We start from the raw sequence: 24,862 nt of genomic DNA, 5'->3' as shown, positions 1-24,862 counted from the left end.
ACCTGTTTTTTTAAGGGGATAGTTTATAGCATAAAAATGGTGTCAGGCACTTTTTAGTTGCCTGACACCATTTTTTTTTTTCATATCGTCCGGTTGCTAAAACAAGAGAAGTCATGTTGTTTTTGGAAGCTTGTTTGATCAATGCTTTGTTTAGTCTTCCATTCCTCCGGCTTCACGAGAAGTCATTGCACCTTGTCCGTTTTTTACATCTTTTTGAATTTGCTTTTTAACTTGTTGTGGATCTGTTCCAGCAAATTCAGGTTCCATATAATCTAAGTTTTGTTTCGCTTTTCTATTTTTTGGCATATAAGAGTCTCCTCACAGGATTGTTTGGTTACGCATATGGTTTACAGAAAGTACTGGCTTATTCAAAAATAAAGCGGTCAGACATAATTAGTGAAAAATTTTCTTTAAAGTAATACAATATGTAACGTGGTAAGAGAATGAAAATTTTCTAACTCATAAAAACATGTTGTATGAAGGGTGATTGATACATTGGATACATTAACAAAGACGAAACGGTTACAGATAGCTTTATTGTTGGGCTCGCTTTCTTTATTAGGTCCTTTCACAATAGATACATATTTGCCTTCCTTTCCAACTATTGTAGGAGACTTAAATACAACGGCTTCTTTAGTGCAATTAAGTTTAACCACGTGTCTTTTAGGACTAGGCGCTGGACAATTGATTATTGGACCAATGAGTGATGTGATAGGTCGTCGTAAACCGTTACTTATTTTTCTAAGCTTGTATTTACTTGCATCATTAGTTTGTTCCGTCGCACCTAATATCTATGCGTTGCTTGCTTCGCGTTTTGTGCAAGGTTTTGCAGCTGCGGGTGGACTTGTCATATCAAGAGCGGTCGTTAGGGATCTCTATAGTGGAAGGGAACTCACGAAATTTTTTGCTACATTGATGTTAGTCGGAAATCTTGGTCCAATTATTGCACCAATAGCGGGTGGCGCTATCCTTACCTTTGCAAATTGGAAAGTTGTTTTTCTTTTCTTGGCTTTCGTTAGTTTGGTTTTAATACTAGTTGTTACCTTCAAATTGGAAGAAACATTACCAGCGGAAAAGCGAATACCAAGCAATTTCAGGAATATAGTTGGTAATTTCGGTACCTTATTAAAGGACCGTGAATTTACAGGCTATGCGTTTGCACAAGGTTTTACAATGGCAGGAATCTTTGCGTATGTGTCTGGTATTTCTTTTGTTTATCAAAATATCTATGGTGTTTCGCCACAAGTATTCAGTTTGTTATTTGGCGTAAATGGTTTGGGACTAATCGTAGGTACACAAATTGTTGGCCGCGTCTCAGTTATTTCTGAGCGTACTTTTTTGAAAATAGGTTTAGCTATTTCTAATTCTGCAGCTATTTTATTGCTGATCGCTCTACTATTAAAGGCGCCATTAGTAGCTGTTGCCATTCCTATTTTCTTTTTCGTAACCTCCATCAGTATTATAGCAACGTCTGCTTTTTCTTTGGCTATGGAAACGAAAGGGCATGTGGCGGGAAGTGCGTCTGCATTACTTGGTGTATTGCCATTTTTACTTGGATCGTTAACTGCTCCACTAGTGGGAATAGCGGGAGTAAATTCAGCAATTCCAATGGGGGTTGTTATCTTTTCAGCAAGCCTTTTAGCCTCCTTATCGTACTATATATTAGTTCGAAAAGGTCGGGAAGCAGGAGACGGTTCTGTGCTTCCAATTTGATGAGGGAAACATTTAGTGATTCTCAATATACCAGGCTGATTTTTGAGTTCAGGTTGTTCAAGTGGGTTGAGCTAAAGTACCTCTGTGATCTTTAACAAGTGTTTCCTAAATGGAGATAACTATTATCTTTCAGTACGAATATCTCGAACTTTTGAATATGCACCTTTATATTATTATGCGAAACCACAGATTATCAACTAATCTGTGGTTTTTTTGTATTTATTGGAAAAGGAAGCAGAGAACCGTCCCCTGCTCCCTAAAACCAAAAATAAAGTGACTATTGATATTTTTTTATTGCAAAACGATAAATAACTTGTTAGAATACAAATAGAAAATAAATAGGTGAGGTGTATGTGATGAAACGAGGATCAACAGTCTTTTTAAAAATATCTATTTTTGCGATTGGAATTCCAGTGCTTGCTCTGTGTATCTTGTTATTGCCAAAGATAGTAATGGAAGCAATCGAACAAGCGCAAAATGGAGCAATGTTAGCATATGTTGTATTTAGCATTTTAATTATTATGTATGGTTCGGCAATACCGTTTTATATTGCGTTGTATCAAGGATTATTGCTTTTACGTTATATTGACAAGAACCAGGCTTTCTCAACGTTATCGGTGAATGCGCTGCGGAAGATAAAAAACGCTGCTAAACTAATCTTTGGTTTGTATGTAGTGGCTTTACCGTTGATTTTTGTCATAGCTCAGTGGGACGATGCACCTGGTCTCGTATTGCTCGGGTTGGTTATCGCTTGTGCTGCCTTGGTTGTCGCAGTCTTTGTTGCGACGCTTCAAAGACTCTTGCAGCAAGCTATCAAGATAAAATCTGAAAATGATTTAACAGTCTGAGGTGGAAAATAGATGATTATAATCAATATTGATGTGATGCTGGCAAAAAGGAAGATGAGCGTAACAGAGCTTTCAGAAAGAGTTGGGATAACAATGGCCAACATTTCTATTTTGAAAAATGGAAAGGCAAAGGCGATTCGATTATCAACTTTAGAGGCAATTTGTAAGTCTCTAGATTGCCAACCAGGAGACATTTTAGAATACAGAAGTGACGATGAGGATCAGGCGTAACCGTAAAGTCTGATACGATGTTATGGATGAATCTAAGAAAAACAATGATTTTAGGAGGTTTACAATGAATGTGAAAATTCCCTTTTTAACTAAAAAAGATGAGAAAATAAACTTTCATTATACAGAAGCGCATACACCGGACCATATCGCCATCATTATGGATGGAAACGGACGTTGGGCTCAGAAACGAGGCCTTCCAAGGTTTGCTGGGCATAAAGAAGGATTATCTATCGTTGTAAAAGTGGTCAAGGTAGCAGTCAAATGTAAGGTGAAGGTATTGACACTGTACACGTTTTCCACAGAAAACTGGAAGCGTCCAAAGCCAGAGGTCGACTTTATATTGAAGCTTCCCAAAGAGTTTCTACATGTTTATCTCCCAGACATTAAATCCAATAATGTACGCATTGAGGTAATTGGTAATATGGAAGGTCTTCCGGTATCTACACGTGAAGCGCTGCAATATGCGATTGACTCTACGAAAGATAATGACGGTCTTCAGCTGAATCTTGCCCTTAATTATGGTAGTAAACATGAGATGTTGCATGCGATGAAGGATATGTTCGCTGATCTAATCGATAAGAAAATTTCCCTTGATGAAGTAGACGAACAACATTTTTCAACGTACCTAGAAACAGCCGGTATGCCAAATCCAGACCTGCTTATTCGAACTGGTGGAGAGAAGCGCCTGAGCAATTTCCTGTTATGGCAAATGGCCTACACGGAGTTTTGTTTCACTGATGTGCTATGGCCGGACTTTTCTGAAAATGAATTTAGGCTTGCGTTGGAAGAATACCAGTTACGAAAAAGAAGATTTGGTGGATTAGAATGTAAGTAGTGGAGTCTCTGCTTTTCGGTTTTTGTCAAAAGAAAATAGATAATCAAAAAACGGGAGAGCATATAGCTTCTCCCGTTTTTGTTTGAATGCGATATTAACTATTATATAAGGTACGTCGTTATTTGATAGCTTTGGAGTGCAAAGTTGTCTTCGTTACAACTACTGAGCGGGTGCTTTGCTCTTATTTTCTAACATTTATTACTTTCGAAGTCTAGTCGGTAAATGTTTTTGTCGACCAAACAAAGCAATTAAAAACACAACTGCTGCAAAGAAAAAGGCAGTGTAAGCGACGAGTGAATATTCCGATGAATTCCTTATTCCTATTCCAATGAAAGCCCAAACGAATACGAGTGGGTAAGCAATATCTTTTTCTTTTAAACGGAATAGTACTGCTAACAAGGTAGCAATAATGAGCATTGCAATCGTCCAAAAGCTATCTGATAATTCAAAACCGTTCCAACCATTCTCGACAAGTACGTAGCTAACGTTCGCTATTGTTGCAACACTAACCCAGCCTAAGTAAACGGAAAAAGGTAAAAGGTCGCTGAAGCTCGTTGCAACAGCTTTTACACGCGTGTATAAAACGATTAAGTTGATTAAAAAAGCAAGCATAATTATGACAGATAAGTTGAAATATTCGTAATGCCATAGAAATAACCAAACACTATTTAAGAAACAGCTTAAAATAAATAATGGGGTTCCTTTGATATAAACAGGTAAATCCCGTCGTCCTTTAGGTAGCTGACGAAACACCCATATTGCCAAAAGTAAATATATTACGCCCCAAATACTGAAAACATATCCAGCTGGTGTGAATAAGACGTTTAATCGATTAGAAATTTCTGCAGTGGTTTGTCCGTTAAATGGTAATGCGTTAGATAAATAATTGATTGCGATAACAAAAACTAGTGCAAACAGGTTAATAAAAAAGCGTAACATTTTCTCACTCCTTTATTGTTTATATTCACTTTTGCAGGAAAATAAAACCTTAATTTTGCTAATTTTGTAGTGATGGATAATCATTAGTAAACGTAAAACTATCGTGGTCGTTCCTTGTTAATTCAAATAAAAATCCCCCTTCAATTGAAGAGAAGGGAGGAGGTCGTAGTATAGACTATCTATGAAGCTACCTTTAAGTAATAAATACGCTTTAGCTACAATTCCTATATTTAAAGGATTTGAAAACAAGCAAAACCAAATGGTGCAAGCTTAACTGTTGCTTTCGCATCAAAAGTTCTTCGTTGTCCAGAAAAACATTCTTTTACGTCTTTACCATTTAATGTTTCTACAGCTATCGTTTTAGCGTTTTTATGATTGTTTAAAACAAAAACAACTTTTTGATGATTTTTTTGTTTTTCATAAACAATTGCTTTCTCTTGATCATCTATTTGTAAAAATCGAAAAGTGCTTTGATTACCAAAAGCTGTTATCTCAGTTCTCATTTTTATTAACTGCTGGATAAACTGAAATAGTTCTTGGTATTGTTTGGATTCATCCCATTCCATGCATGCCCTGCAACTAGGCTCTTCTCCACCACTCATTCCTATCTCATCGCCGTAATAGATACACGGTGTACCGATAAAAGAGAAGTGAAAAACATATAATAAACGAATGCGTTCTTTTTCTTCATTTGCCAACGTTAGAATACGCGCTGTGTCATGACTGTCTAACAAGTTAAAGGCTGTTTCATTTACAGTATCCGGGTACATGTGCAGTAAATCAGTAATTTGGTTAGCGAATTGCGAAGTGCTTATTTCATCTTTAGCAAAAAAATCAATGACACTCGTTGTAAATGGGTAGTTCATTACTGCATCAAATTGATCACCCTGTAGCCAAGGCATAGAGTCATGCCAAACTTCACCCAGTATATAGGTATCTGATTTTACAGCTTTAACCACTCTCCGGAAATCTCGCCAGAAGTCATGGTCAATTTCATTTGCCACATCTAAACGCCAACCATCAATATCAAATTCTTCAATCCAATAGCGTGCAACCTCTAGTAAATAGTCCTTTACATCAGGATTCTCCGTATTTAGCTTTGGCATGTTTGATACAAAGCCAAATGCATCATAGTTAGGTAATGGGTTTGTTTGTACTGGAAAGTCCCAAATATGAAACCAATCCTTATATTGCGATTTTTCACCTTTTGCTAGAACATCTTGAAAGGGTTCAAAATAAAAGCCACTATGATTGAATACCGCATCAAGCATCACGCGAATGCCTCGTTGGTGACATTGTTTTACGAGCTCTCGAAAAGTCTCTTTATCACCAAATTGTGGGTCAATCTCCATGTAATCAATCGTGTCATATTTATGATTGGAATGTGCTTTAAATATTGGACATAGATATAGCCCCGAAATTCCAAGTTTTTGTAGATAATCTAGGTGATTAATAATCCCCTTAAAATCTCCGCCAAAGAAATTATCTTGTTTTGGACTAGTCGAACCCCATGGTAATACTTTATCTGGATTTGTGGATGAATCTCCATTCGCAAATCGCTCAGGAAAAATCTGATACCAAACAGTATCCTTCACCCACTCTGGAGCTTGAAATATATCTGTTTTGTGTAGGTAGGGAAAGCAGAAATAACTTTGTATATCATCCGGCATTTCATCATGATAGCCTTTTTCTGTAACAATCACTTCTTGGTTATCTTGATCTATGCAACGAAAGCCATAACGAAGTCTACGGTATTTTGGTGGAATTGTAAGTTTCCAATAGTCCTTTAACTTTGATTCTCCTGTTTTAATCAACTGCTTTGTAGTATATTTCCACTTATCTTTCGGAAAGTCATAAGGGTCACCAAATAGTAATTCTACTGTTTTCATATCATTTCTACTTGTTTCTATCATAATACTAATTTCATTTTCATTTTTACCGTAAACATATGGATTAACGCTTCTATGTTTAATCGCTTCTAGTAACAATTTGCATTCTCCTTTTCTAAATAAACAACCCCATTAATAGTTATTTATTAATGGGGTTGTTTAGGTATTAAAACATTGCCTCTCAATTGTTGTAATTTAATTTAATTTAATTTCTCCATGTTGAAGTTAAGGAATCTGTCCCTTCAGTCGGAGTGACGTATGAACGGTTAGTACCGCCTTCCCAAACTATATTTCCACTAGAATCTTTCTTGATAAATTTATATTCAAGTGTATGATTCGAGGGAACACTTATGTCATAGTACCAAGTTGGATATTCTTTCATTATTTGATTGAAGAATGGTCCAATAGCTTTTTCAACATCCCAGTTTCCAAGTTCCTGGGTATTTCCAACAAGATAAATAGCATTACCATAATCAGTTGTTGCTTCTTCCACTATAAACCGAACTGGTATTAATTTACCTGTTAAGACCTCAAAGTCTGCGTAAGCATTACTTTCTATATTATCATTTGTTACCACTTCAATAGTATAGAAATCACTTTGTATATCAGGGATGTTTACTACTATTTCTGAATTATCCCAAGATACAATTGTAGCTTGATTGTTACCAAACAGAACTGAACCTTGTTCTTGACCAAATGCTTCACCACTTATAGTGATTTCATTTCCAGACTGTCCTACCATTGGGCCCACATGACCAACAGTTGGTGTGTTTGCTGGTTCAGTTACTTCCCATACAGCTACCTCATTTGCTTCTAATTCAAAACTGGTGGCTTGACCTTCTTGGTCTACATGAAGCGAATCACCTTTCAATAAACCTTCTAATACATCGGGATGTGTTCCTTCTGTTAACGAAGTCTGAAGATTATTAATTGTGTAGCTTTGATCACTACTATTTACAGCTGTAATAACAACATTGTTTCCAAACTTCCTTTCAAATACATACACATCTTCATTAGTCCAACGTTCTGTTGTTGTTCCATAACCTAAAGCTGGATTCAATTGGCGTAAATGTGCCAACTTGCTAATAAGTTTATAAGATGTTGTTGTTCGATCAAAACCAGGCATTTGCTTTCTATTTTCTGGATCAGTTTCACCTGTCAAATATTGTTCTGTGCCATAATATATTGTCGGAACACCTCTAGAAGTAAGCAAGACAGCTAAAGCAATATCTGTGTTTGTTTTTGCATCAGCTTCATCATAAAATCTACTCATATCATGATTATCAATGAATGTTACTTGGTCATTTACTTCATTGTAGCTATTGGATGTATCTTCAATCATTGCATGAAAGTCGAGCCAATTATCTTCTTTAGATTTAAGTACTTCTCTAATTTGCTGTCCAAATTGAAAATCTAATAAGCTCATACCACTTTCATTTGCGAAATTATGATTTTTAGCATCTATCTCATTTTCACCTAAAAACCACTCACCGAAAGTAAAGACAGGCTGATAAGAATAAATATGGTTCATAAGGGATTCTTGCCAGCCCTGCGACATATGTTTTACCGCATCAACTCTTATTCCGTCGATACCTTTGTCTAACCACAATTCTATTGATTGTTTAAGGTATTGGTCTATTGTTTGATTTTGTAAATTATAATCCGCTAAATCATATAGATTTCTATAAATCCCATCTTCATAAGATGAGAAATCTGTACCACCATTATGATGAAATAAATCTAAATTATTAGAGTAATTACCAAGTAATGCTCCGTTGTCATAAATAGCTCCATTTTCCACATAATAACTATCCGTCGCTAAAGCTGGTGAAGAATGATTTGGTGTGAAATCCATGATTATTTTAATGCCATGACTATGCGCCGAGGAAATTAAAGCATCAAAGTCATCAAAACTTCCATAGAACGGATTGTTTTTTTTATAATCTCTAGCCCAGTAACCATGATAGGAGGTATATCCTTCTGGATGAATATCATAAACATTTTCGACGGGTTGAGAAATCCAAATTGCAGTAATACCTAGATCAGTAAAGTAATTGTCTTCTATTTTGTCCGTTATGCCTTTCCAATCTCCTCCCATATATTTATGCAAATCTGTTTCACTAAACAAATCACCATCCGGGTTATTAGAATAATCACCGTCAGAAAATCGGTCTGTAACAATTTGATAAATGGTATCTTTTGAATAATTCACTTTGTTTAACTGGCTAGAAGCATATACACCATCAGATAAATTTATAAAGATCCCCAATACGACACAGATAAACGTAACCGATTTCACTATCGAACAAAATTTAATAAGCATATTGTACACAACCTTCCTATTTTTGATATACAGTAAACAACAAACGATCCTCCTTTCTAAAAAAAAAACAAACAACCCCGACTTTTTTAAAGTCGGGGTTGTTTGTTTTAATTACAAAATCAGCGCCCTTAGTTTGTAAATTAAGTTATATCAAGGTTGTTACATTTATTATTACAAGGACAAATTGCAATGTCAATAAATATTTTAAGGTTACTTGAATAAATTGGTTTTATAATTTCATTTTTTGCAATCAAAATAGAAGACGTATGAAATAAAAGCAATCAATTTCACTATATTACAATTATTTTTAAAATATATATCCATTTATGTGAATTATCACAAAGTAAATAACAATAGTATAAATGTCTTAAAAAAATTACTGCAAATTATACTTTCTAAATTTTATTTAAGAAAACGCTTGCATAAATTAACATTATTTTATAAAATGATGTCACAACCTAGTTATCACTAAATTTACAAATTGAGGGCGCTGATTTTGCGGCTATTGCAAACAACCCCGACTTTAAAAAAGTCGGGGTTGTTTTTTTATTTTTAAAGAAGGGGGGTGGCTTGTTATTTGGTAAATAACAAGGAATAAGCAAACGATTGCATAAAAAATGAAAAGGAGCTGTTATTATGAAAAATAAAAATTTTTTTATTCTTTTGATCACTTTATTACTTGCAATGATTACATTAGGGGCATGTTCTCCTGATAGAGAAGACACGACTAATGGGGAGGCTAATTCAGGAAATACAGATGACGAAGAAGTGAGTAAACCTGAAGAATTAACCATCTGGGCCAATGATGAAGAAAAACAATTAGAAGCAATACAAAAAATAGCCTCAGATTATGAGGAAGAAGAAGGAATTAAAATTAATGTCGTTGCGAAATCAATGCTAGAGCAGTTGGATGAATTAGCTTTAGCTGGACCTGAAGGACGCGGCCCTGATTTATTTTTTCAACCTCATGATAGAACCGGTGATATTGTAGCTCAAGGGCTATCTCAGCCCTTAGAGATAACGGAGGACAATTTAAAGAACTATAGTACTGCTTCTATTGAGTCGGTTCAATATGAATTTAATGGTACAAACAATGTATATGGTATTCCATCAGTAATTGAAACGTATGGGATTTTCTATAACAAAAATATTATTGATGAACCCGAAACCATTGATGATTTATTAGTTGCATTAGAGGAACATACAGACCCATCACAAGATCAATTTGGATTTCTCATGAGACCAAACGACTTATACTTTGCTTACCCTTTCTTCAAAACAAATGGGGCATATCTTTTTGGTGGAGAAACTGGAGAATATGATACGACAGATATCGGTCTTAATAATGAAGGAGCAATAGAAGGCGGAGAGTTATTCCAATCATTTTTCGAAAATGGAAGGATACCGGTATCTACTACAAACGACGTTATTGATGGATTGTTCACTGAAGGTAAAGTTGGTGCTGTGATTAATGGTCCATGGAGTATTACTAGTTATAAAGAGGCATTAGGTGAGAGTCTTGCTTTTGCGCCATTCCCTGAAATTAATGGTCAACCTGCGCAAACATTAGTAGGAACGAAAGCATGGATGGTATCGTACTATTCTGAGAATGTTAAATGGTCTACTGATCTTGCTTTATTTATGACTAACCAAGAAAATCAAGCATATTATTTTGAAATCGCGGGAGAATTACCAACGAATACAAATGCACTTGAATCAATTGAAGATCCGATTTTCGCTTCATTTAGTGACCAAATTGCTAATGGTGTGCCTATGCCAAGCACGCCGCAAATGTCTCAAGTATGGGAGCCAATGAATAATGCATTACAATTCATAGCCGAAGGAGAGGATGTTTCATCTGTTCTAGATGAAGCCGTAGAACAAATCCAGAGTAACATAGAAGCTAGTGGAGCAGAGTAAAATGAGGCGCTTTTGGATTGTTAAAATACCAACTATTTAAAAGGGAAGGAATATCCTTCCCTCTCATTCTTGATAAATTATTGAAAGGGGAGTAATTAAAATGGATAATGCATCGATAAACAAAAGGACCAATAAACATAATCCTAGCATAGCTACTGTATTGTCTATCGCATTTGCAGGGTTAGGTCAGCTTTACAATCGAAGATTTATTAAAGGGCTCATTTTTATTTTATTAGAATTGGTCTTGCTAAGCACGCTAATAAACGCCATTAATTTTGGACTATGGGGATTAAGAACGCTAGGTACTATTCCAGGAGAAGATCATTCGATAAGATTGCTAGTATTTGGCGTCTTATCATTCATTGGGACAATTATTTTGATGATACTTTACATCTTTAATGTAATAGATGCAAGAAAACAGGCGATTCAAATTAAAAATGGTTGGGTACCTAAAGGATTTAAAGCTTCAATTATTAGTTTCTATGATAATGCTTTTCCATACTTAATGACACTTCCGGGGTTGTTACTTATGATTATTGTCGTAATCTTCCCTTTGCTTTTTTCTGTTCTCTTAGCATTCACAAATTACAATCTGTATAACTCGCCACCTAGAAGTCTAGTAGATTGGGTTGGTTTTGAGAATTTTAAAGAATTGGTTACAGTTCCAATTTGGCAAGATACTTTTATAAGTGTTTTAGCATGGACAGTTGTATGGACAATCATAGCAACAACACTTCAAATTGCTTTAGGGATGATCTTAGCATTAATAGTGAATGATTCTAGAATAAAATTTAAAAAACTAATTCGTACGATTTTAATTCTACCTTGGGCCGTCCCTGCATTTGTTACCATTTTAATTTTTTCGGCCATGTTTAATGATGATTTTGGTGCTATTAATAGAGATATTATCATTCCTCTTTTCGGTGGAGATGGTATTCCTTGGTTGACTGAACCTCTCTATGCGAGAACAGCCATCATTTTAATTCAAACATGGTTAGGATTTCCGTTTATTTTTGCTTTATTTACTGGAGTGTTACAAAGTATTTCTAAAGATTGGTATGAAGCAGCTGATGTAGATGGTGGTTCGCGTTTTCAAAAATTCCGATTCATCACCCTGCCACATGTTTTGTTTGCTACTGCTCCATTACTAATTATGCAATATGCTCAGAATTTTAATAACTTTAACATTATCTACTTGTTCAATGAAGGCGGACCTCCAGTAAGAGGGCAAAATGCCGGCGGAACAGATATATTGATTTCTTGGGTTTATAAGTTAACCTTTGATACGAATAACTATGCGATGGCTGCGGTTATCTCACTAATTATGGGATTAATTATTTCAGGCTTTGCTTTTTATCAATTTAGACAAACAAAATCATTTAAAGAAGAAGGTGAAATGTAGTGAATCAAAAAAAGAAGTCAGTAGTAGAAGTATTAATTATGTATCTCGTTATAATAATTACTTCTGTCATTATTTTTTACCCATTAATCTGGACTGTTGGTATGTCATTTAACCAAGGAAGTAGCTTATATTCATCTTCTATTATCCCAGAAAATTTCTCTTTAGAGCATTATAAATGGTTATTTAGTAGAAATAGTGATTATTTAATGTGGTACAAAAATTCATTAATCGTCTCCTTATCAGTTGCTGCTGGTAGTGTAATTATCACATCATTAGTTGCATATGCTTTCTCTCGATTTCAATTTGCAGGTAAAAAGAATGCTTTATATATTTTTTTATTGCTTCAAATGTTCCCTGTTATGATGGCTATGGTTGCACTGTATATATTCTTAAATATAATAGGAATGCTAGATACGTTGACTGGATTAATATTTGTTTATCTTGGTGGACAAATTCCTTTTAACGCTTGGTTAGTAAAAGGTTACTTTGATACGATTCCACGTGAACTTGATGAAGCTGCACGCATTGATGGTGCTGGACATTTCAGAGTTTTTTGGAGTATCATACTTCCACTAGCTAAACCAATATTAGCTGTTGTTGCATTGTTTAATTTTATGATGCCACTTTTCGATTTTTTATTGCCATCTATTGTTCTGTCAAGTCAGGAAAACTATACGCTTGCAGTTGGGTTATTTAATTTTATTAATGATCAATTTGCAAATAACTTTACACGATTTGCAGCTGGTTCAATCTTAATAGCAGTTCCAGTAGCGACCGTATACTTATTTTTGCAAAGATATTTAATATCAGGATTAACTGCTGGGGGAACAAAAGGTTAATCACATGCATCCAAGTAACTGCTAATCAGTTGCTTGGATGCATGTTTATTTACATTGCTATAAAGAGAATTCAGGGTTTCTAATGGTATGAAGTTTTTAAAGTCACGAGCAACTATGCTTCAGATGAACGCCTTGTATCACTTAATCCACTTGTGTTAGAAAGGGAAGAAATCGAGATAGAGACCTATATTGAAAGACTTAAATTACTTTGTTGATGTGTTGTCCCAAAGAGTTATTAAAGTAAGAAGTCTTACTTGGGGACTATATTGATAAAACTATTGTGAAGGAATTGTGATTTTTTTTACAATTCTACATCGCCTTGACTTTTCCATTGTAATGTCATGTAGACAGTGTTTATTTTATCTAGTTTCTTTTTGTTATGAAAACAGCATATAATAGCAACTAAATAAATCTAGTTCAGCTTGTTAAGAGGATATAAAACATGACGGGGATATAAGCGTAGATAATATCACCATCAAAAAGAATATGTCAACAAAAAGTTGTGAATCTCTAATTGAGTTCGCGTCTTGTCATAATGAAGCCATATTGTTGGAGACCACTACATAATACTGGTGTTTTCATTTAAATGCACAACATTTTACTGAACAATAATGTTATTTTACATTGTTGCTGCTATTAAGAAAATGTAAGATGAAAATGTTGCAAGAGAAATGATTTTGTGATATTTTTTATAGTGATCGTTCTATATAAAAAGGAGTGTTCATCTTATGAGCAAAAAGAAACAAGATCTGATTGAACATGCGGAAAAGTTATTTTATAACCATGGTTTTCATGCTATTGGCTTAAAGCGAATTATCAAAGAATCAAACGTTGCGCTTATGACGTTATATAATCATTTTGACTCAAAAGAAGCTTTGATCCTAGACGTACTTAAAAAAAGAGATGAAAAGTATTTTACTATACTGAAATCAGCTGTTAGAAATTCCAAAAGCTCACCGCTATTGTCCTTAGCAGAAGTGCATATTGATTTTATTCGAAAAAATAATAAGAATGGATGTATGTTTTTAAGGGCTAAAGAAGAGTTTTCTTCTGATGAAGATCATGAGATTGTCCAATATGTAACTGAACATAAAAGGTCGTTGCTGGCTTTTTTTGAAGAACTTAGCTTCAATCATAGCGAGGCTATACAGTTAGTGTTATTGTTCGAAGGAGCCACGGCTTTATCTGAATCCTTGAATATGGATGATGTGGAGATGGCATTTATAGATTCGATAAAGTCTATGGACTATGGCGCTTCATATGAGGGTTAAATAAAAAAGTGTCGCACAACTAGAATGAAAAGTCTTAGGGCGGTGTTTGCTCAAGATTTTTTCATTTACTAAAAAATATAATGATCGTTCTATATAGAAAGGTAAAGGTGTTGTTAATGGATTCAAAAAGATTAATTATGGTGGGTTTACCGATGATTGCGGTAACTTATGGTTTTGCGAGGTTTAGTTATGGATTAGTTCTCCCTTATATAAGGAAATCTCTGGATATCAACCCATCTGAGGCGGGAGTAATCTCTTCATTATCGTATTTGGCATATTGTATAGCAATTATCATGGCGATATTGTATATGCAGCAAATTGGTTCCCATATACTGATTTTAATAGCGGGGATTACAGCAGTTATTGGAATGGGCATCATATCTATGGCCAATGATGCAATATCTTTGGGAATTGGGATCTTTATTGCTGGCATAAGTACGGGGTTGTCCTCCCCTCCTTATGCAGATGTGATAAAAAAATGGGTGGATCAGGATAAGCATTCTCCAACAAATACGTGGATCAATGCTGGTACTAGTTTGGGAACTGCATTAACAGGAGTTATGGTTATTTTTTTAGGTTCCAACTGGAGACTGACTTACCTTCTGTTTACACTAATAGCGTTCATTATATTGATGCTTAATTATAAGATCATTCCAAAACATAAAGATATAAAAAAAAGTCGTCAGACCCAAGCATTTCATGTGACAAAAAAGGATATTAGTAATGCTTATCCTTTAATTTTATCTTCTTTACTATTAGGTATAACGAGTGCTGCTTATTGGACGTTTTCAAGAGATTTTTTACTTCAAATGGAGAATATTCCTGAAGCGCTCACGCAAGGGTTTTGGATCATTATTGGTATGGCAGGAGTATTAGGCGGTTTTGCCGGTTATTTTAGCTCGAAAATCGGATTATTAGCTTCCTACCGAGTAAGTGTTATTTTTCTAGGAAGTTCTTCCTTGTTACTAGGTTTATTTTCGGGCTCTCTCCCTGTTGTCATATCAGCGATTTTGTTTGGAAGTTCCTATATATTCATGACAGGTGTTCTGATCATTTGGGGCATCAATATCTTTAAAACAAATTCTTCATTTGGTCTTGGTTTACCATTTTTACTATTAGCTTTAGGGCAAGTATTTGGCTCATTTATTGGTGGAATTGTCGCTGCGTTTGCAGGTTATGAAGTCATGTTTACCGTATTTGCTATGACTAGTTTTATTGCTTTAATTTTTAAACCAAAAAAATAAGGTTCCTTACTTTATAAATATAATGATTGGAATTATATCTACCATAAACAAAAGCAATTGTAACGTAGCAAACGTAGTAAAGACTAGTTTTGACAGAGTTAAAGATACTTAAGGAACTAGTTGATTAAAGTGTTATTAGCGAGTATACTTCCCTAAGACAATGATCTAGCCAGTTATTATTATTTTATAATAAAAGATTAAAAATATTGTTGACTACGCTTTCACTTAATGCTATTCTTTATTTAAGTTACTGGATTGTCACTGACTAGATCAGGCATAACCAATTATAAACTGTGGGGAAAATATCTCCTCATGTTTGTAATTGGTTTTTTTATTTTATTGAACAATAAAGAGGGATGTAAAATGAAATTAAAACAAGCCTTTAATAATAATGTTGCTTTAGTGTTAGATCAAAACGGAAACGAAATAATAGTTATGGGGAAAGGTGTTGGTTTTAAAAAACAAAAATTTGAAGAAATTGACCAGTCATTAATTGATAAAACATATTCATTAAATAAACCTGAATCTAGTCAACTATCCAATATTTTTAATGATATTCCAGCAGACTATATTTATTTAACAAATAAGATTATTGAAATCGGGGAAAAAGTTTTACAAAAAGAATTTAATGATGTCTTTCTAGTGACGTTAGCTGATCATTTAAACTTTGCTTTTGAAAAAGAAAAACAGAATATTGTGATACAAAATCCACTTCATTGGGAAGTGAAAAATATTTATCATAATGAATACCAAATTGGAAGGGAAGCATTGGAACTAATAAAAGAACAAACAAGCATTGTTCTTCCTGACAATGAAGCTACAGCTATTGCCCTGCATTTTGTTAATGCACAGTATCAACAAGAGGAAATGAAAGAGACATTTCAAATTACAGAGATTATGAATAAGGTATTAGAAATTATAAGCTATCATTTTCAAATCAAGTTGGAAGAAAACTCGATTAATTTTTCCAGATTAATGACGCATTTAAGATACTTTATAATAAGACAATTAAACAGCGAGAAAAACCAAAACGAAGAGATTGCTTCTTTATATGACCATATAAAGGAAAGATATACGAATGCGTATAACTGTGTAAAAAAAATCGAGCGATATCTCAGTGTAGAATATAAATGGGTTTGTTCGAATGAGGAGTTAGCTTATTTAACGATTCATATTCATCGCATGACCACTAGAAAAGAATAATGAAGCATAGGGTGTCACTGTTAAATCAGGCATTACCTAAGTATATCTATTAGATATACTTAGGTATTTTTTTTCAAAAATAACAAGAGAATAGGTGATAATTATGAATCATTCAGAATTGGCAAAGAAGATTGTTGAGCAAATTGGAGGAGAGAGTAATATTACTCGAGCATGGCATTGTGTTACACGGTTGCGGTTCCATGTTAAAGATGAGCAAAAAGTTAATTTAACCGGAATAAAAGAAATATCTGATGTAATGGGTGCACAATTTCAAAATGGACAATTGCAAATTATTATTGGTAACAAAGTAGCTGATGTATTTAAAGAAATTGAAGCCATCGTTGGTTTGCAAAATAAAGAGCAAAGCGTTGATAAAAATGAAAACAAGAAAGGTATGGCTAGCCGATTCCTTGATATGATTTCAGGTGTGTTTTCTCCTGTTATTCCTGCCATCGCTGGTGCTGGAATGATGAAAGGTTTCCTTGCATTATTACAAGTAACCGGTTGGATTTCACAGGATAGTGATGCATTTCAAGTATTAACAATAATATCAAATGCGGCGTTTTACTTTCTACCATTTTTATTAGCTATTTCTGCAGCAAAAAGATTTAATGTTAGTGAATATTTAGCGGTAGCTATTTCTGGAGCACTATTGTATCCAACTATAACCGCTGGAGTTACTGGTGGAGAATCTGGTTTAGATTTTCTCGGAATGCCAATACCGTTTATAGATTACAGTGCTACAGTAATCCCTGTTATTCTCATGGTTTGGATTCTGAGCTATGTTTATCAGTGGATTAATCGAATTATTCCAAATGCGTTAAGAATCGTATTAACACCAACACTCGTTTTCATGATTATGATTCCATTCGCACTAATTGTTGCTGGACCAATTGGCTTTATCATTGGAGATTATGTTGGTATTGGTGTTGGTTGGTTATACGAGTATGGTGGTGTAATGGCTGGTATAATCGTTGGTGGTCTATTACCATTATTTATTGTAACAGGTATGCACTATGGTTTTGCGCCTCTTATTCTTCAAAATATGAGTAAAAGTGGATTCGATCCATTTATTTTACCACTTAACATTGTTAACAGTTTGTCACAGGCTGGAGCGGCTTTTGCTGTTTCATTAAAGACTAAAAACAAGAAATTCAAATCAATTGCGGTTTCTTCAGGTATTTCCGCTTTGCTAGGTGTTACAGAACCAGCAATATTTGGAGTGAGTTTGAAATTAAGAAGACCATTATATGCTACCATGATATCGAGTGCTATCAGTGGCGGGTTTGCAATGTATTTTGGTATCAAATGTTTCGGTTTTGTAGCCCAAGGATTGGAAGCATTCCCTGTGTATATTGATCCAGCTGATTCTATGAATTTAGTTTATACAGGTATATCAGTATTTATAGCATTTGTTCTTGGATTTATTTTTACGGTAATTCTCGGCTTTGAGGATGTACCATCTGATGACGATACGATAACTGATCATGCAGAAACGGAAGAATCGACAGAAATTAATACTATTTCAGAAGGATCTTTTCCAATTGGTAATCCATTAAAAGGGACACATATTCCGTTAAATGAATTAACAGATAAAACATTTTCAGAAGAAGTATTAGGGACTACAGTAGCAATTCAGCCAACTGAAAATCTATTAGTTTCTCCTTTTGATGGTAGAGTAGTTATGTTATATCCAACAAAACATGCAATTGGATTAAAATCAGATACCGGAGTAGAGATCTTGATTCATATAGGTCTTGAAACTGTTAATTTAGATGGAGAACATTTTGAGATAAAAGTGACACAAGGGGAAGTAGTGAAAAAAGGGCAAGAATTGATTACTTTTGATAGAAAAGCTATTACAGATAAGGGTTACAATATGGTGACATTGATCATTGTTACAAATAACGATCAATTCACAAAAGTTGATAGAAAGTCCTTTGATGCTCATCAAGCTATTAATAAAGAAGAAACAATTTTAACTACTATAAAATAATAAATAAGGAGTGTATATAAAATGAGTAATAAATTTCCTGAAAATTTTCTATGGGGTGGCGCAACTGCCGCAAATCAATTAGAAGGTGGATATAACTTGGGTGGGAAAGGACTATCAACTGCTGATTTGATTCCTTTTATACCTAAAGAAGAACGTAATGGTGATAATGCTGTTCAATTAACTTCTGAACAATTTGAAAATGCACTGAATGATAGTTCTAATGCAGTTTATCCAAAAAGATGGGGAGTAGACTTTTACAATCATTATGAAGAAGATATTGCGTTATTTGCTGAAATGGGTTTTAAAACTTATCGCATGTCTATCTCTTGGGCACGAATCTTTCCAAATGGTGATGATTTGCAACCAAATGAAGAGGGATTAGCGTTTTATGACCGTGTTTTTGATGAATTGGAAAAATACAATATTGAGCCGGTTGTTACACTATCACATTATGAAATGCCAGTATCAATAGTTTCTCGATTTAATGGATGGATTGATAGACAGGTGATTGATATGTTCACTACTTATGCGGAAACTGTTTTTAAACGCTATCGTGACAAAGTAAAGTATTGGTTGACCTTCAATGAGATTAATGCAATCGCACTAGCACCTTATAATGGTGGCGGGCTAATAACAGATAGATTTGAAAATATTGATCAAGCTATTTATCAAGCACTTCATCATCAATTTGTTGCAAGTGCCGTAGCTGTAAAGTTATGTCGTGAAATAAATCCTGATGCACAAATAGGGTGTATGCTTGCTAGATTAGAAACTTATCCGGAAACGTGTAATCCTGCTGATGTTTTGAAAACGTTAAAACAAGAGCAAATGAATTTTTTCTATACGGATGTTCAAGTACGAGGATACTACCCGAATTTCATTAAGAAATATTTTGCAGAGAATAATATCGTGATCGATATGAAAGCAGATGATGAAGCTGTACTACTAGCTAATAAGGTTGATTTTATTTCATTTAGCTACTATATGTCATTTGTAGAGAGTGCAGGACCAAAAGGAGATAGAGCACCTGGTAACTTGTTTTCAGGTTTAAAGAATCCATATCTTGAATCTTCTGAATGGGGTTGGCAAATTGATGCTGTAGGTTTAAGAATCACATTAAATAAATTATATGACCGTTATCAAATCCCACTCTTTATAGTTGAAAATGGTCTAGGCGCAATTGATAAGATAAATGAAGATGGCAGTATTGATGATGATTACCGCATTAATTATTTAAGGGAGCATCTCGTTGAAATACGTGAAGCGATCAATGATGGTGTAGATGTAATGGGATATACAAGTTGGGGTCCAATTGATATCATTAGTGTTTCAACATCTGAGGTAAGTAAACGATATGGTTTCATATATGTAGATGTGGATAACTATGGTAATGGAAGTTTTGAACGTTCGAAAAAGAAAAGTTTTGACTGGTATAAAAAAGTAATAAAAAGTAATGGAGATAGCTTATAAATATTTCTTCATTCTTCCAGTGCATATATTATTCTTGAAATCGATATCACTTGGAATGATAAGGTTTCTGAAAATCCAGATCTCTACTTTTTGTAGTGAGATCTGGATTTTTTTGTTTAGATATAACAATTATTTCATAGGGTATTCTACTTTTGATTCGTCTATTGACTACTAGATATCTAACCTAACCCCAAAAGCATCCTTCCATTCCAATGGCTAGCGCATTTTTATTTTTTATAGGAGAAAAGTAATAGTTTTTACTTATTAACTCGAACTTTCTGTTAAAATAGAAAAAGGTTTTAAAGCAAAGTCTAGAGAATCAAATGATGGATAATAAGGAGCAGTACAATGTTTAAATTTTTTAAGAAAAAGAAGCAAAAAGAAACAAAGCCTATACAAGCAAAAAAGCAAAAGGTTCAGAAGAAAAAATTACCGACAAATAGAAGTATTGAGGAACTTGCTGCGGTTAAGGGAGAAATTGGGGAGCATAAGATTGATATTCAGCTGGCTCAGATGCCAAAAGAATACCGGTATGTGAATGATCTTATGATTAAGAATCCTAAATCAAAGTCTGGTTATTCTCAAATAGATCATGTTGTGCTTACGCCTTATGGGATTTTTGTGATTGAGACGAAAAATTACCAGGGAACAATTTATGGTGGAAAAGATAGAAAGACTTGGCTTGTGAATGGGAAGTTTAAGTTCATGAATCCTTTCAATCAGAATTTTGGACATATTAAAGCGTTAGTGCAGGTAGCGGGTGTGAAGCAAAAGGACCTTATTATTTCGATGGTGTCTTTCACAAAACGCTGTACGTTCAAAGTCGGACTGGAATTACGGAAGATTACTTCTAATAATTTGATTGTCTATGATATTGAATTATCGGAATTTATCTATAGAAAAGTGAATGTCCAAAAGATTACACATAAAAATCCCCTTTTGACAGAGGATCAGATCGATCGCATCTATCAAAGTTTACTAGATGCAAACATCACGGATCAATCGATTCGAGCGCAGCATAATGAAGCGATAAAGGCTGTGACTGCTAATGCTACTCCAACTAAAACCACTACTTCCACAAGCACGTGTGTTGTATGTGATAAAGCTGTTACCGAAAAGGTGAAGCAGTATTGTTTAGATAATGAACGATTTAAAGGGAAAGTGTATTGTTACGAGCATCAGTAGGAAGCAGGGGACGGTTCTGTGCTTCCTTATGTAGAGCAGTTAAAATCAATGCTTGATTACCTTGGTGATTCCTATAATAATATGAAGACTTTTGAGTTCGGGTTGTTACAATAGATTGCGATAAAGTACCTCCAAGATCTGTAACAAGTGTTTCTTAAGCGGAGATAATTATTATCCTATAGTAAGGATTGTAAATAATGACTTTTATATTATGGGAAACCACAGATTATGAACTAATCTGTGGTTTCGTTTTTTTGTTATTGAAAGCAGAGAATCATGCCTTGCTTCCATTATGATGTTGTTTGGTTTTGGCACCTTATTGATTGCATTACTCGCATTGATCGTAACGTTGATCAATAGAAAATAGACCTCCCAATTCACCCTTAAGTTCTTAGGTGAGGTCTATCCGGAATAACGATAGCCGATCCCACTTTAGGGAACCGCTTATCTATAAACCACAGTTCGCGCTGTGGTTTATTAGTATATAATGATCTTAATTAAGTTATACCATATTTATTACATACAAGAAATAGTAAAATAGCTGAAAAGTCTCAATTAGAAAGTAAATACTTAGATATTCTTGCAATCGGATTTTTTGGAGCCAAATTCCATAATAGGGCCAGAAAAAGGCATATCATATTTAGAACGTTCCACAATAGCCACAGCTGATCATAGTAAGGGCCTCTTCACTACACAGGTATTATTAAACTTACATACATTATAATTATAATTATTTTATATGTGAGGAGTATCAGAAGTGGAATCCACTAAAAAAAATAAACACTATATAACTGTTCCACGTGTCTATGATACAGTTAAAACAACAACTGCGCACAATATTAAATTAAATTTTTCACCTTTGAAACGAAGAGTGGAGACTTATCAATACAATGCATATTCAGACGGTCTAAAAAAAATATATACGAGTAGTGATGAGATTAGGAAATATGGAGATAAAGGTATTTTAAATCCAAAAGACGTTTCTTATATTAACGTATTTATTAACGGGGTTCTTCAACCGCCAATGAATTATCAGATTGAAACTGGAAAATTGATACTGAATACGGAAGATATCCCTATTAATAGATCCTTAATTATTATACAATTTATCACGGTTTATTAAAAAAAGTAGCACATTATTAATTGTGCTACTTTTCCTATGAACATATCTTATGTTGCAACATCTGTAGTTGTACTTGGAGTGTAATTTATTACTTCGAGGACAACTGGTGAATTAGTTAAGATTGGATCAGCACCTGTTGGGACGGTGAAATCAAGTGAACCAGTTCCGGTAGTACCTGGTGTATACGTTGCATTCCCTTGCATTTGCAAGACACCATTGATATAAACGTTAAAATAACTGTTATCAGTTGCTAAATCGGGTAATTCAGTTACTGCCGAACCATCATCTCCAAAGAAGTCTGCTGCATCGATAGATAAAGTTGCATCAGCAGCGGTTTCTGAAGCTGTGACATAAAAAAATCTTTCAGGTGATGGTTCAACTGTTACATCTGTTGTGGCTGTGATTGCTAGTTTCATTAGTTGTAAGGCCAATATTATCCCTCCTTTTTAAGCAAATATGACAACTTACAACACTAGTATATGTCTGGTTAATACAAGATGTATAAGTTAATTTACTAGAAAATAGAAAGAATAAAGCAGTAGCCTAACCTATTTTGAAGAACAGATAGAATTAAATGAATAAATGGGCGGTTATTAATAGTAAACTCTGTAGTAGGTGAGAAGATTGTATAGGAAGCAAAGTCTTAGTGCTCATTTGGTTCTAAGAGAAAATTAAATAAAGAAGAACAGTAGTTCCTTTTTTGTTCTTTGTTTATGGTATAATTTAGAGAGATAATGTTCTGTTAAGGAGAGGTCGGCTAAGTCCCCAATGAGAGGGGGTGATGCCTATGGGTATGTATGAAAGTTTTATGGTGCTGTTTGGTTTTGGCACCTTCTTGCTTGCATTACTCGCATTGATCGTAACGTTGATCAATAGAAAATAGACCTCCCTATCTACCCTTAAGTGATTAGGTGAGGTCTATCCAAAAAAATGATAGCCGATCCCTCCCTCTGGGGGAACCGCTTATCTATAAACCACAGTTCGCGCTGTGGTTTATTAGTGTATAATTATCTTAATTAAATTATACCATATTTATTACATACAAGGAATAATAACATAGCTGATAAATCTGTAGGACAATTTTTAAAAATATAATAAATGAAGTAAAAGTAGCATTTTTTGATTATACTGTGGGTTTAACTCAATATGAGAAATTTCAAAACATTAGGTTTCTTTTTTAATTTAAAATCAACAGTTTATTTAGCATATTAAATATCTATCTATAAAGGTCGAATAAATAATTGATTAGGAAACATTGATTTATGAAATACGATAACTTGAAATTAATTCATTTAATTTAATTGAAGCGTACCAAGCCTAGATAACTCGGTATACCTTACTTATAAAACAGGAGGATGATATTTTGGAAAATGTTGATAAAACAAATGCTATTACGTTGACCCTTAATAAAGTAGAGTTTCAACTACAAGAAAAGCATAATTTCGATTGGTTAAAACAATTGGGTTCGGTTTTTTGTGTATTTGACCAACAAGATTCAGGAAATATAAGTTTCGGAATTGAAAAAAATGATCAAAAGTATTTTGTTAAATATGCTGGTGCAAAACCTATTGACTTTAGTGGGAATCCCAAAGATGCTATTGATAGATTGGAACAAGCTGTACCAGTTTATCAAGCATTAAAAAATCCACACTTAATCAATCTATTGGATTATTTCGCCACCGATCATGGAGTTGCAGTAATATTTAAATGGTTTGATGGTGAATGTTTGCACGCTCATTGGTCATACAGTGGTTTAGAAAAATATACAAACCCTAGATCACCATTTTATCGATTTAAGCAATTAGATGTGGAAAAACGTTTAAATACAATAGATGCAATCTTTTCGTTTCATGCTTATGTAGAGTTGCAAGAATATGTTGCAGTAGATTTCTATGATGGCAGTATCCTGTATGACTTTAATAATGATGAAACAAAAATATGCGATATTGATTTTTATCGAAAATCACCTTCAATAAATGATTTGGGTGAGAACTTTTGGGGCTCAAATCGTTCGAAATCCCCTGAAGAATATGAACTTGGATCCCTAATAGATTCTGTTACGAATGTGTTTAATATTGGAGCTATTGTGTTTGGACTATTGGGCGGTGAATTAGATCGTTCCTTCTCAAAATGGGAAGCTAATGAAAATCTTTATGAAGTTGCAAAAAGAGCTGTCGATGAGGAACGAAATAAAAGATATTCTACGGTAAAAGAATTTTATGAAGCCTGGAAGTTTGCTTTAAATCAATAATTATAAAAAGTATAATCAACGTTCCAATTGTAAAAGATGCATTATTTGCTGGAGAATATAATGGGAACGAACAAGAATTGATTAATCATATATTCTATCGCTTATCTAACGCACGACGGGAGTGAAACTTTGAAAAAAACCGCTGATTCGGGAACCCTGAGATTAATTGCCGATGGCGTT

General features: G+C 34.2%; 22 protein-coding genes. 17 read left to right on the top strand and 5 right to left on the bottom strand.

Annotated features, from left to right (window positions below):
• Positions 1 to 150: 150 nt before the first annotated feature.
• A complete protein-coding gene (locus D2K60_RS20695) occupies positions 151 to 306 on the bottom strand; it encodes a hypothetical protein (RefSeq protein WP_162880770.1) in 156 nt (51 codons plus the stop codon).
• 189 nt (positions 307 to 495) lie between these two features.
• On the opposite strand from D2K60_RS20695, the gene D2K60_RS11745 reads away from it, so the two are divergent.
• The 4 genes from D2K60_RS11745 to D2K60_RS11730 all read left to right on the top strand — a co-directional run bounded on the left by D2K60_RS11745 (position 496) and on the right by D2K60_RS11730 (position 3,627).
• On the top strand, positions 496 to 1,713 hold the full coding sequence (locus D2K60_RS11745; RefSeq protein ID WP_117170169.1) for a Bcr/CflA family multidrug efflux MFS transporter: 1,218 nt from the start codon (positions 496 to 498) through the stop codon (positions 1,711 to 1,713).
• 356 nt (positions 1,714 to 2,069) lie between these two features.
• A complete protein-coding gene (locus D2K60_RS11740) occupies positions 2,070 to 2,561 on the top strand; it encodes a DUF2975 domain-containing protein (protein WP_117170168.1) in 492 nt (163 codons plus the stop codon).
• 12 nt (positions 2,562 to 2,573) lie between these two features.
• On the top strand, positions 2,574 to 2,792 hold the full coding sequence (locus tag D2K60_RS11735; RefSeq protein ID WP_117170167.1) for a helix-turn-helix domain-containing protein: 219 nt from the start codon (positions 2,574 to 2,576) through the stop codon (positions 2,790 to 2,792).
• A 64-nt stretch (positions 2,793 to 2,856) separates the two neighbouring features.
• Positions 2,857 to 3,627: an isoprenyl transferase gene (locus D2K60_RS11730; RefSeq protein WP_117170166.1), complete on the top strand. Its 771-nt coding sequence runs from the start codon at positions 2,857 to 2,859 to the stop codon at positions 3,625 to 3,627.
• 198 nt (positions 3,628 to 3,825) lie between these two features.
• On the opposite strand, the gene D2K60_RS11725 is transcribed toward D2K60_RS11730, so the two are convergent.
• The 3 genes from D2K60_RS11725 to D2K60_RS11715 all read right to left on the bottom strand — a co-directional run bounded on the left by D2K60_RS11725 (position 3,826) and on the right by D2K60_RS11715 (position 8,778).
• Positions 3,826 to 4,566: a TspO/MBR family protein gene (locus D2K60_RS11725; RefSeq protein ID WP_117170165.1), complete on the bottom strand. Its 741-nt coding sequence runs from the start codon at positions 4,564 to 4,566 to the stop codon at positions 3,826 to 3,828.
• A gap of 230 nt (positions 4,567 to 4,796) precedes the next feature.
• Entirely contained in the window at positions 4,797 to 6,554 is a 1,758-nt protein-coding gene (locus D2K60_RS11720) for an alpha-glycosidase (protein WP_117170164.1), read from the bottom strand.
• Positions 6,555 to 6,660: 106 nt separating this feature from the next.
• Positions 6,661 to 8,778, bottom strand: coding sequence for an alpha-amylase family glycosyl hydrolase (locus D2K60_RS11715; protein WP_117170163.1), 2,118 nt, complete (start codon positions 8,776 to 8,778; stop codon positions 6,661 to 6,663).
• A 636-nt stretch (positions 8,779 to 9,414) separates the two neighbouring features.
• On the opposite strand from D2K60_RS11715, the gene D2K60_RS11710 reads away from it, so the two are divergent.
• The 11 genes from D2K60_RS11710 to D2K60_RS11665 all read left to right on the top strand — a co-directional run bounded on the left by D2K60_RS11710 (position 9,415) and on the right by D2K60_RS11665 (position 22,431).
• Entirely contained in the window at positions 9,415 to 10,698 is a 1,284-nt protein-coding gene (locus D2K60_RS11710) for a sugar ABC transporter substrate-binding protein (protein ID WP_117170162.1), read from the top strand.
• A 100-nt stretch (positions 10,699 to 10,798) separates the two neighbouring features.
• The gene (locus tag D2K60_RS11705; RefSeq protein ID WP_117170161.1) at positions 10,799 to 12,100 is read left to right on the top strand and encodes a carbohydrate ABC transporter permease; all 1,302 of its coding nucleotides are present in this window, start codon (positions 10,799 to 10,801) and stop codon (positions 12,098 to 12,100) included.
• Positions 12,100 to 12,939 (top strand): sugar ABC transporter permease, encoded by an 840-nt coding sequence (locus tag D2K60_RS11700; RefSeq protein ID WP_117170160.1) that lies wholly within the window; start codon positions 12,100 to 12,102, stop codon positions 12,937 to 12,939. The genes D2K60_RS11705 and D2K60_RS11700 overlap by 1 nt, the downstream gene beginning before the upstream one ends.
• Before the next feature lie 728 nt (positions 12,940 to 13,667).
• Positions 13,668 to 14,210, top strand: a complete 543-nt coding sequence (locus tag D2K60_RS11695) for a TetR/AcrR family transcriptional regulator (RefSeq protein WP_117170159.1) — start codon at positions 13,668 to 13,670, stop codon at positions 14,208 to 14,210.
• A 116-nt stretch (positions 14,211 to 14,326) separates the two neighbouring features.
• Positions 14,327 to 15,454 carry an MFS transporter gene (locus tag D2K60_RS11690; protein WP_117170158.1) on the top strand — a complete coding sequence of 376 codons (1,128 nt, stop codon included), beginning with the start codon at positions 14,327 to 14,329 and terminating at the stop codon, positions 15,452 to 15,454.
• A 363-nt stretch (positions 15,455 to 15,817) separates the two neighbouring features.
• Positions 15,818 to 16,657 (top strand): BglG family transcription antiterminator LicT, encoded by an 840-nt coding sequence (licT, locus tag D2K60_RS11685; RefSeq protein ID WP_162880769.1) that lies wholly within the window; start codon positions 15,818 to 15,820, stop codon positions 16,655 to 16,657.
• 103 nt (positions 16,658 to 16,760) lie between these two features.
• Entirely contained in the window at positions 16,761 to 18,653 is a 1,893-nt protein-coding gene (locus tag D2K60_RS11680; RefSeq protein WP_117170156.1) for a beta-glucoside-specific PTS transporter subunit IIABC, read from the top strand.
• Positions 18,654 to 18,674: 21 nt separating this feature from the next.
• Positions 18,675 to 20,123, top strand: coding sequence for a glycoside hydrolase family 1 protein (locus tag D2K60_RS11675; protein WP_117170155.1), 1,449 nt, complete (start codon positions 18,675 to 18,677; stop codon positions 20,121 to 20,123).
• 348 nt (positions 20,124 to 20,471) lie between these two features.
• Positions 20,472 to 21,308 (top strand): nuclease-related domain-containing protein, encoded by an 837-nt coding sequence (locus tag D2K60_RS11670; protein ID WP_117170154.1) that lies wholly within the window; start codon positions 20,472 to 20,474, stop codon positions 21,306 to 21,308.
• A 292-nt stretch (positions 21,309 to 21,600) separates the two neighbouring features.
• Positions 21,601 to 21,675, top strand: a complete 75-nt coding sequence (locus D2K60_RS21325; RefSeq protein ID WP_420818825.1) for a putative holin-like toxin — start codon at positions 21,601 to 21,603, stop codon at positions 21,673 to 21,675.
• A gap of 390 nt (positions 21,676 to 22,065) precedes the next feature.
• Positions 22,066 to 22,431, top strand: a complete 366-nt coding sequence (locus D2K60_RS11665; protein ID WP_240335302.1) for a DUF4183 domain-containing protein — start codon at positions 22,066 to 22,068, stop codon at positions 22,429 to 22,431.
• A gap of 47 nt (positions 22,432 to 22,478) precedes the next feature.
• Here the strand turns inward: D2K60_RS11665 and D2K60_RS11660 are convergent, their stop codons facing one another.
• Complete coding sequence (locus D2K60_RS11660; RefSeq protein ID WP_117170153.1) at positions 22,479 to 22,862, bottom strand: DUF4183 domain-containing protein; 384 nt, start codon at positions 22,860 to 22,862, stop codon at positions 22,479 to 22,481.
• A 356-nt stretch (positions 22,863 to 23,218) separates the two neighbouring features.
• On the opposite strand from D2K60_RS11660, the gene D2K60_RS11655 reads away from it, so the two are divergent.
• On the top strand, positions 23,219 to 23,314 hold the full coding sequence (locus tag D2K60_RS11655; protein WP_112180420.1) for a putative holin-like toxin: 96 nt from the start codon (positions 23,219 to 23,221) through the stop codon (positions 23,312 to 23,314).
• A gap of 480 nt (positions 23,315 to 23,794) precedes the next feature.
• Positions 23,795 to 24,682 carry a serine/threonine protein kinase gene (locus D2K60_RS11650; protein WP_117170152.1) on the top strand — a complete coding sequence of 296 codons (888 nt, stop codon included), beginning with the start codon at positions 23,795 to 23,797 and terminating at the stop codon, positions 24,680 to 24,682.
• Positions 24,683 to 24,862 lie beyond the last annotated feature (180 nt).

This window comes from Paraliobacillus sediminis (assembly GCF_003426055.1).
Note: the sequence above shows the minus strand (reverse complement) of the source record. Positions and strands in the feature narration are given on the sequence as shown.

Excerpts from the sequence above, each read along its gene's own strand:
- D2K60_RS20695 (WP_162880770.1), bottom strand. The coding sequence starts at position 306 with ATGCCAAAAAATAGAAAAGCGAAACAAAACTTAGATTATATGGAACCT.
- D2K60_RS11740 (WP_117170168.1), top strand. The coding sequence starts at position 2,070 with ATGAAACGAGGATCAACAGTCTTTTTAAAAATATCTATTTTTGCGATT.
- D2K60_RS11735 (WP_117170167.1), top strand. The coding sequence starts at position 2,574 with ATGATTATAATCAATATTGATGTGATGCTGGCAAAAAGGAAGATGAGC.
- D2K60_RS11730 (WP_117170166.1), top strand. The coding sequence starts at position 2,857 with ATGAATGTGAAAATTCCCTTTTTAACTAAAAAAGATGAGAAAATAAAC.
- D2K60_RS11725 (WP_117170165.1), bottom strand. The coding sequence starts at position 4,566 with ATGTTACGCTTTTTTATTAACCTGTTTGCACTAGTTTTTGTTATCGCA.
- D2K60_RS11715 (WP_117170163.1), bottom strand. The coding sequence starts at position 8,778 with ATGCTTATTAAATTTTGTTCGATAGTGAAATCGGTTACGTTTATCTGT.
- D2K60_RS11710 (WP_117170162.1), top strand. The coding sequence starts at position 9,415 with ATGAAAAATAAAAATTTTTTTATTCTTTTGATCACTTTATTACTTGCA.
- D2K60_RS11705 (WP_117170161.1), top strand. The coding sequence starts at position 10,799 with ATGGATAATGCATCGATAAACAAAAGGACCAATAAACATAATCCTAGC.
- D2K60_RS11695 (WP_117170159.1), top strand. The coding sequence starts at position 13,668 with ATGAGCAAAAAGAAACAAGATCTGATTGAACATGCGGAAAAGTTATTT.
- D2K60_RS11690 (WP_117170158.1), top strand. The coding sequence starts at position 14,327 with ATGGATTCAAAAAGATTAATTATGGTGGGTTTACCGATGATTGCGGTA.
- licT (WP_162880769.1), top strand. The coding sequence starts at position 15,818 with ATGAAATTAAAACAAGCCTTTAATAATAATGTTGCTTTAGTGTTAGAT.
- D2K60_RS11680 (WP_117170156.1), top strand. The coding sequence starts at position 16,761 with ATGAATCATTCAGAATTGGCAAAGAAGATTGTTGAGCAAATTGGAGGA.
- D2K60_RS11675 (WP_117170155.1), top strand. The coding sequence starts at position 18,675 with ATGAGTAATAAATTTCCTGAAAATTTTCTATGGGGTGGCGCAACTGCC.
- D2K60_RS11670 (WP_117170154.1), top strand. The coding sequence starts at position 20,472 with ATGTTTAAATTTTTTAAGAAAAAGAAGCAAAAAGAAACAAAGCCTATA.
- D2K60_RS11655 (WP_112180420.1), top strand. The coding sequence starts at position 23,219 with ATGGGTATGTATGAAAGTTTTATGGTGCTGTTTGGTTTTGGCACCTTC.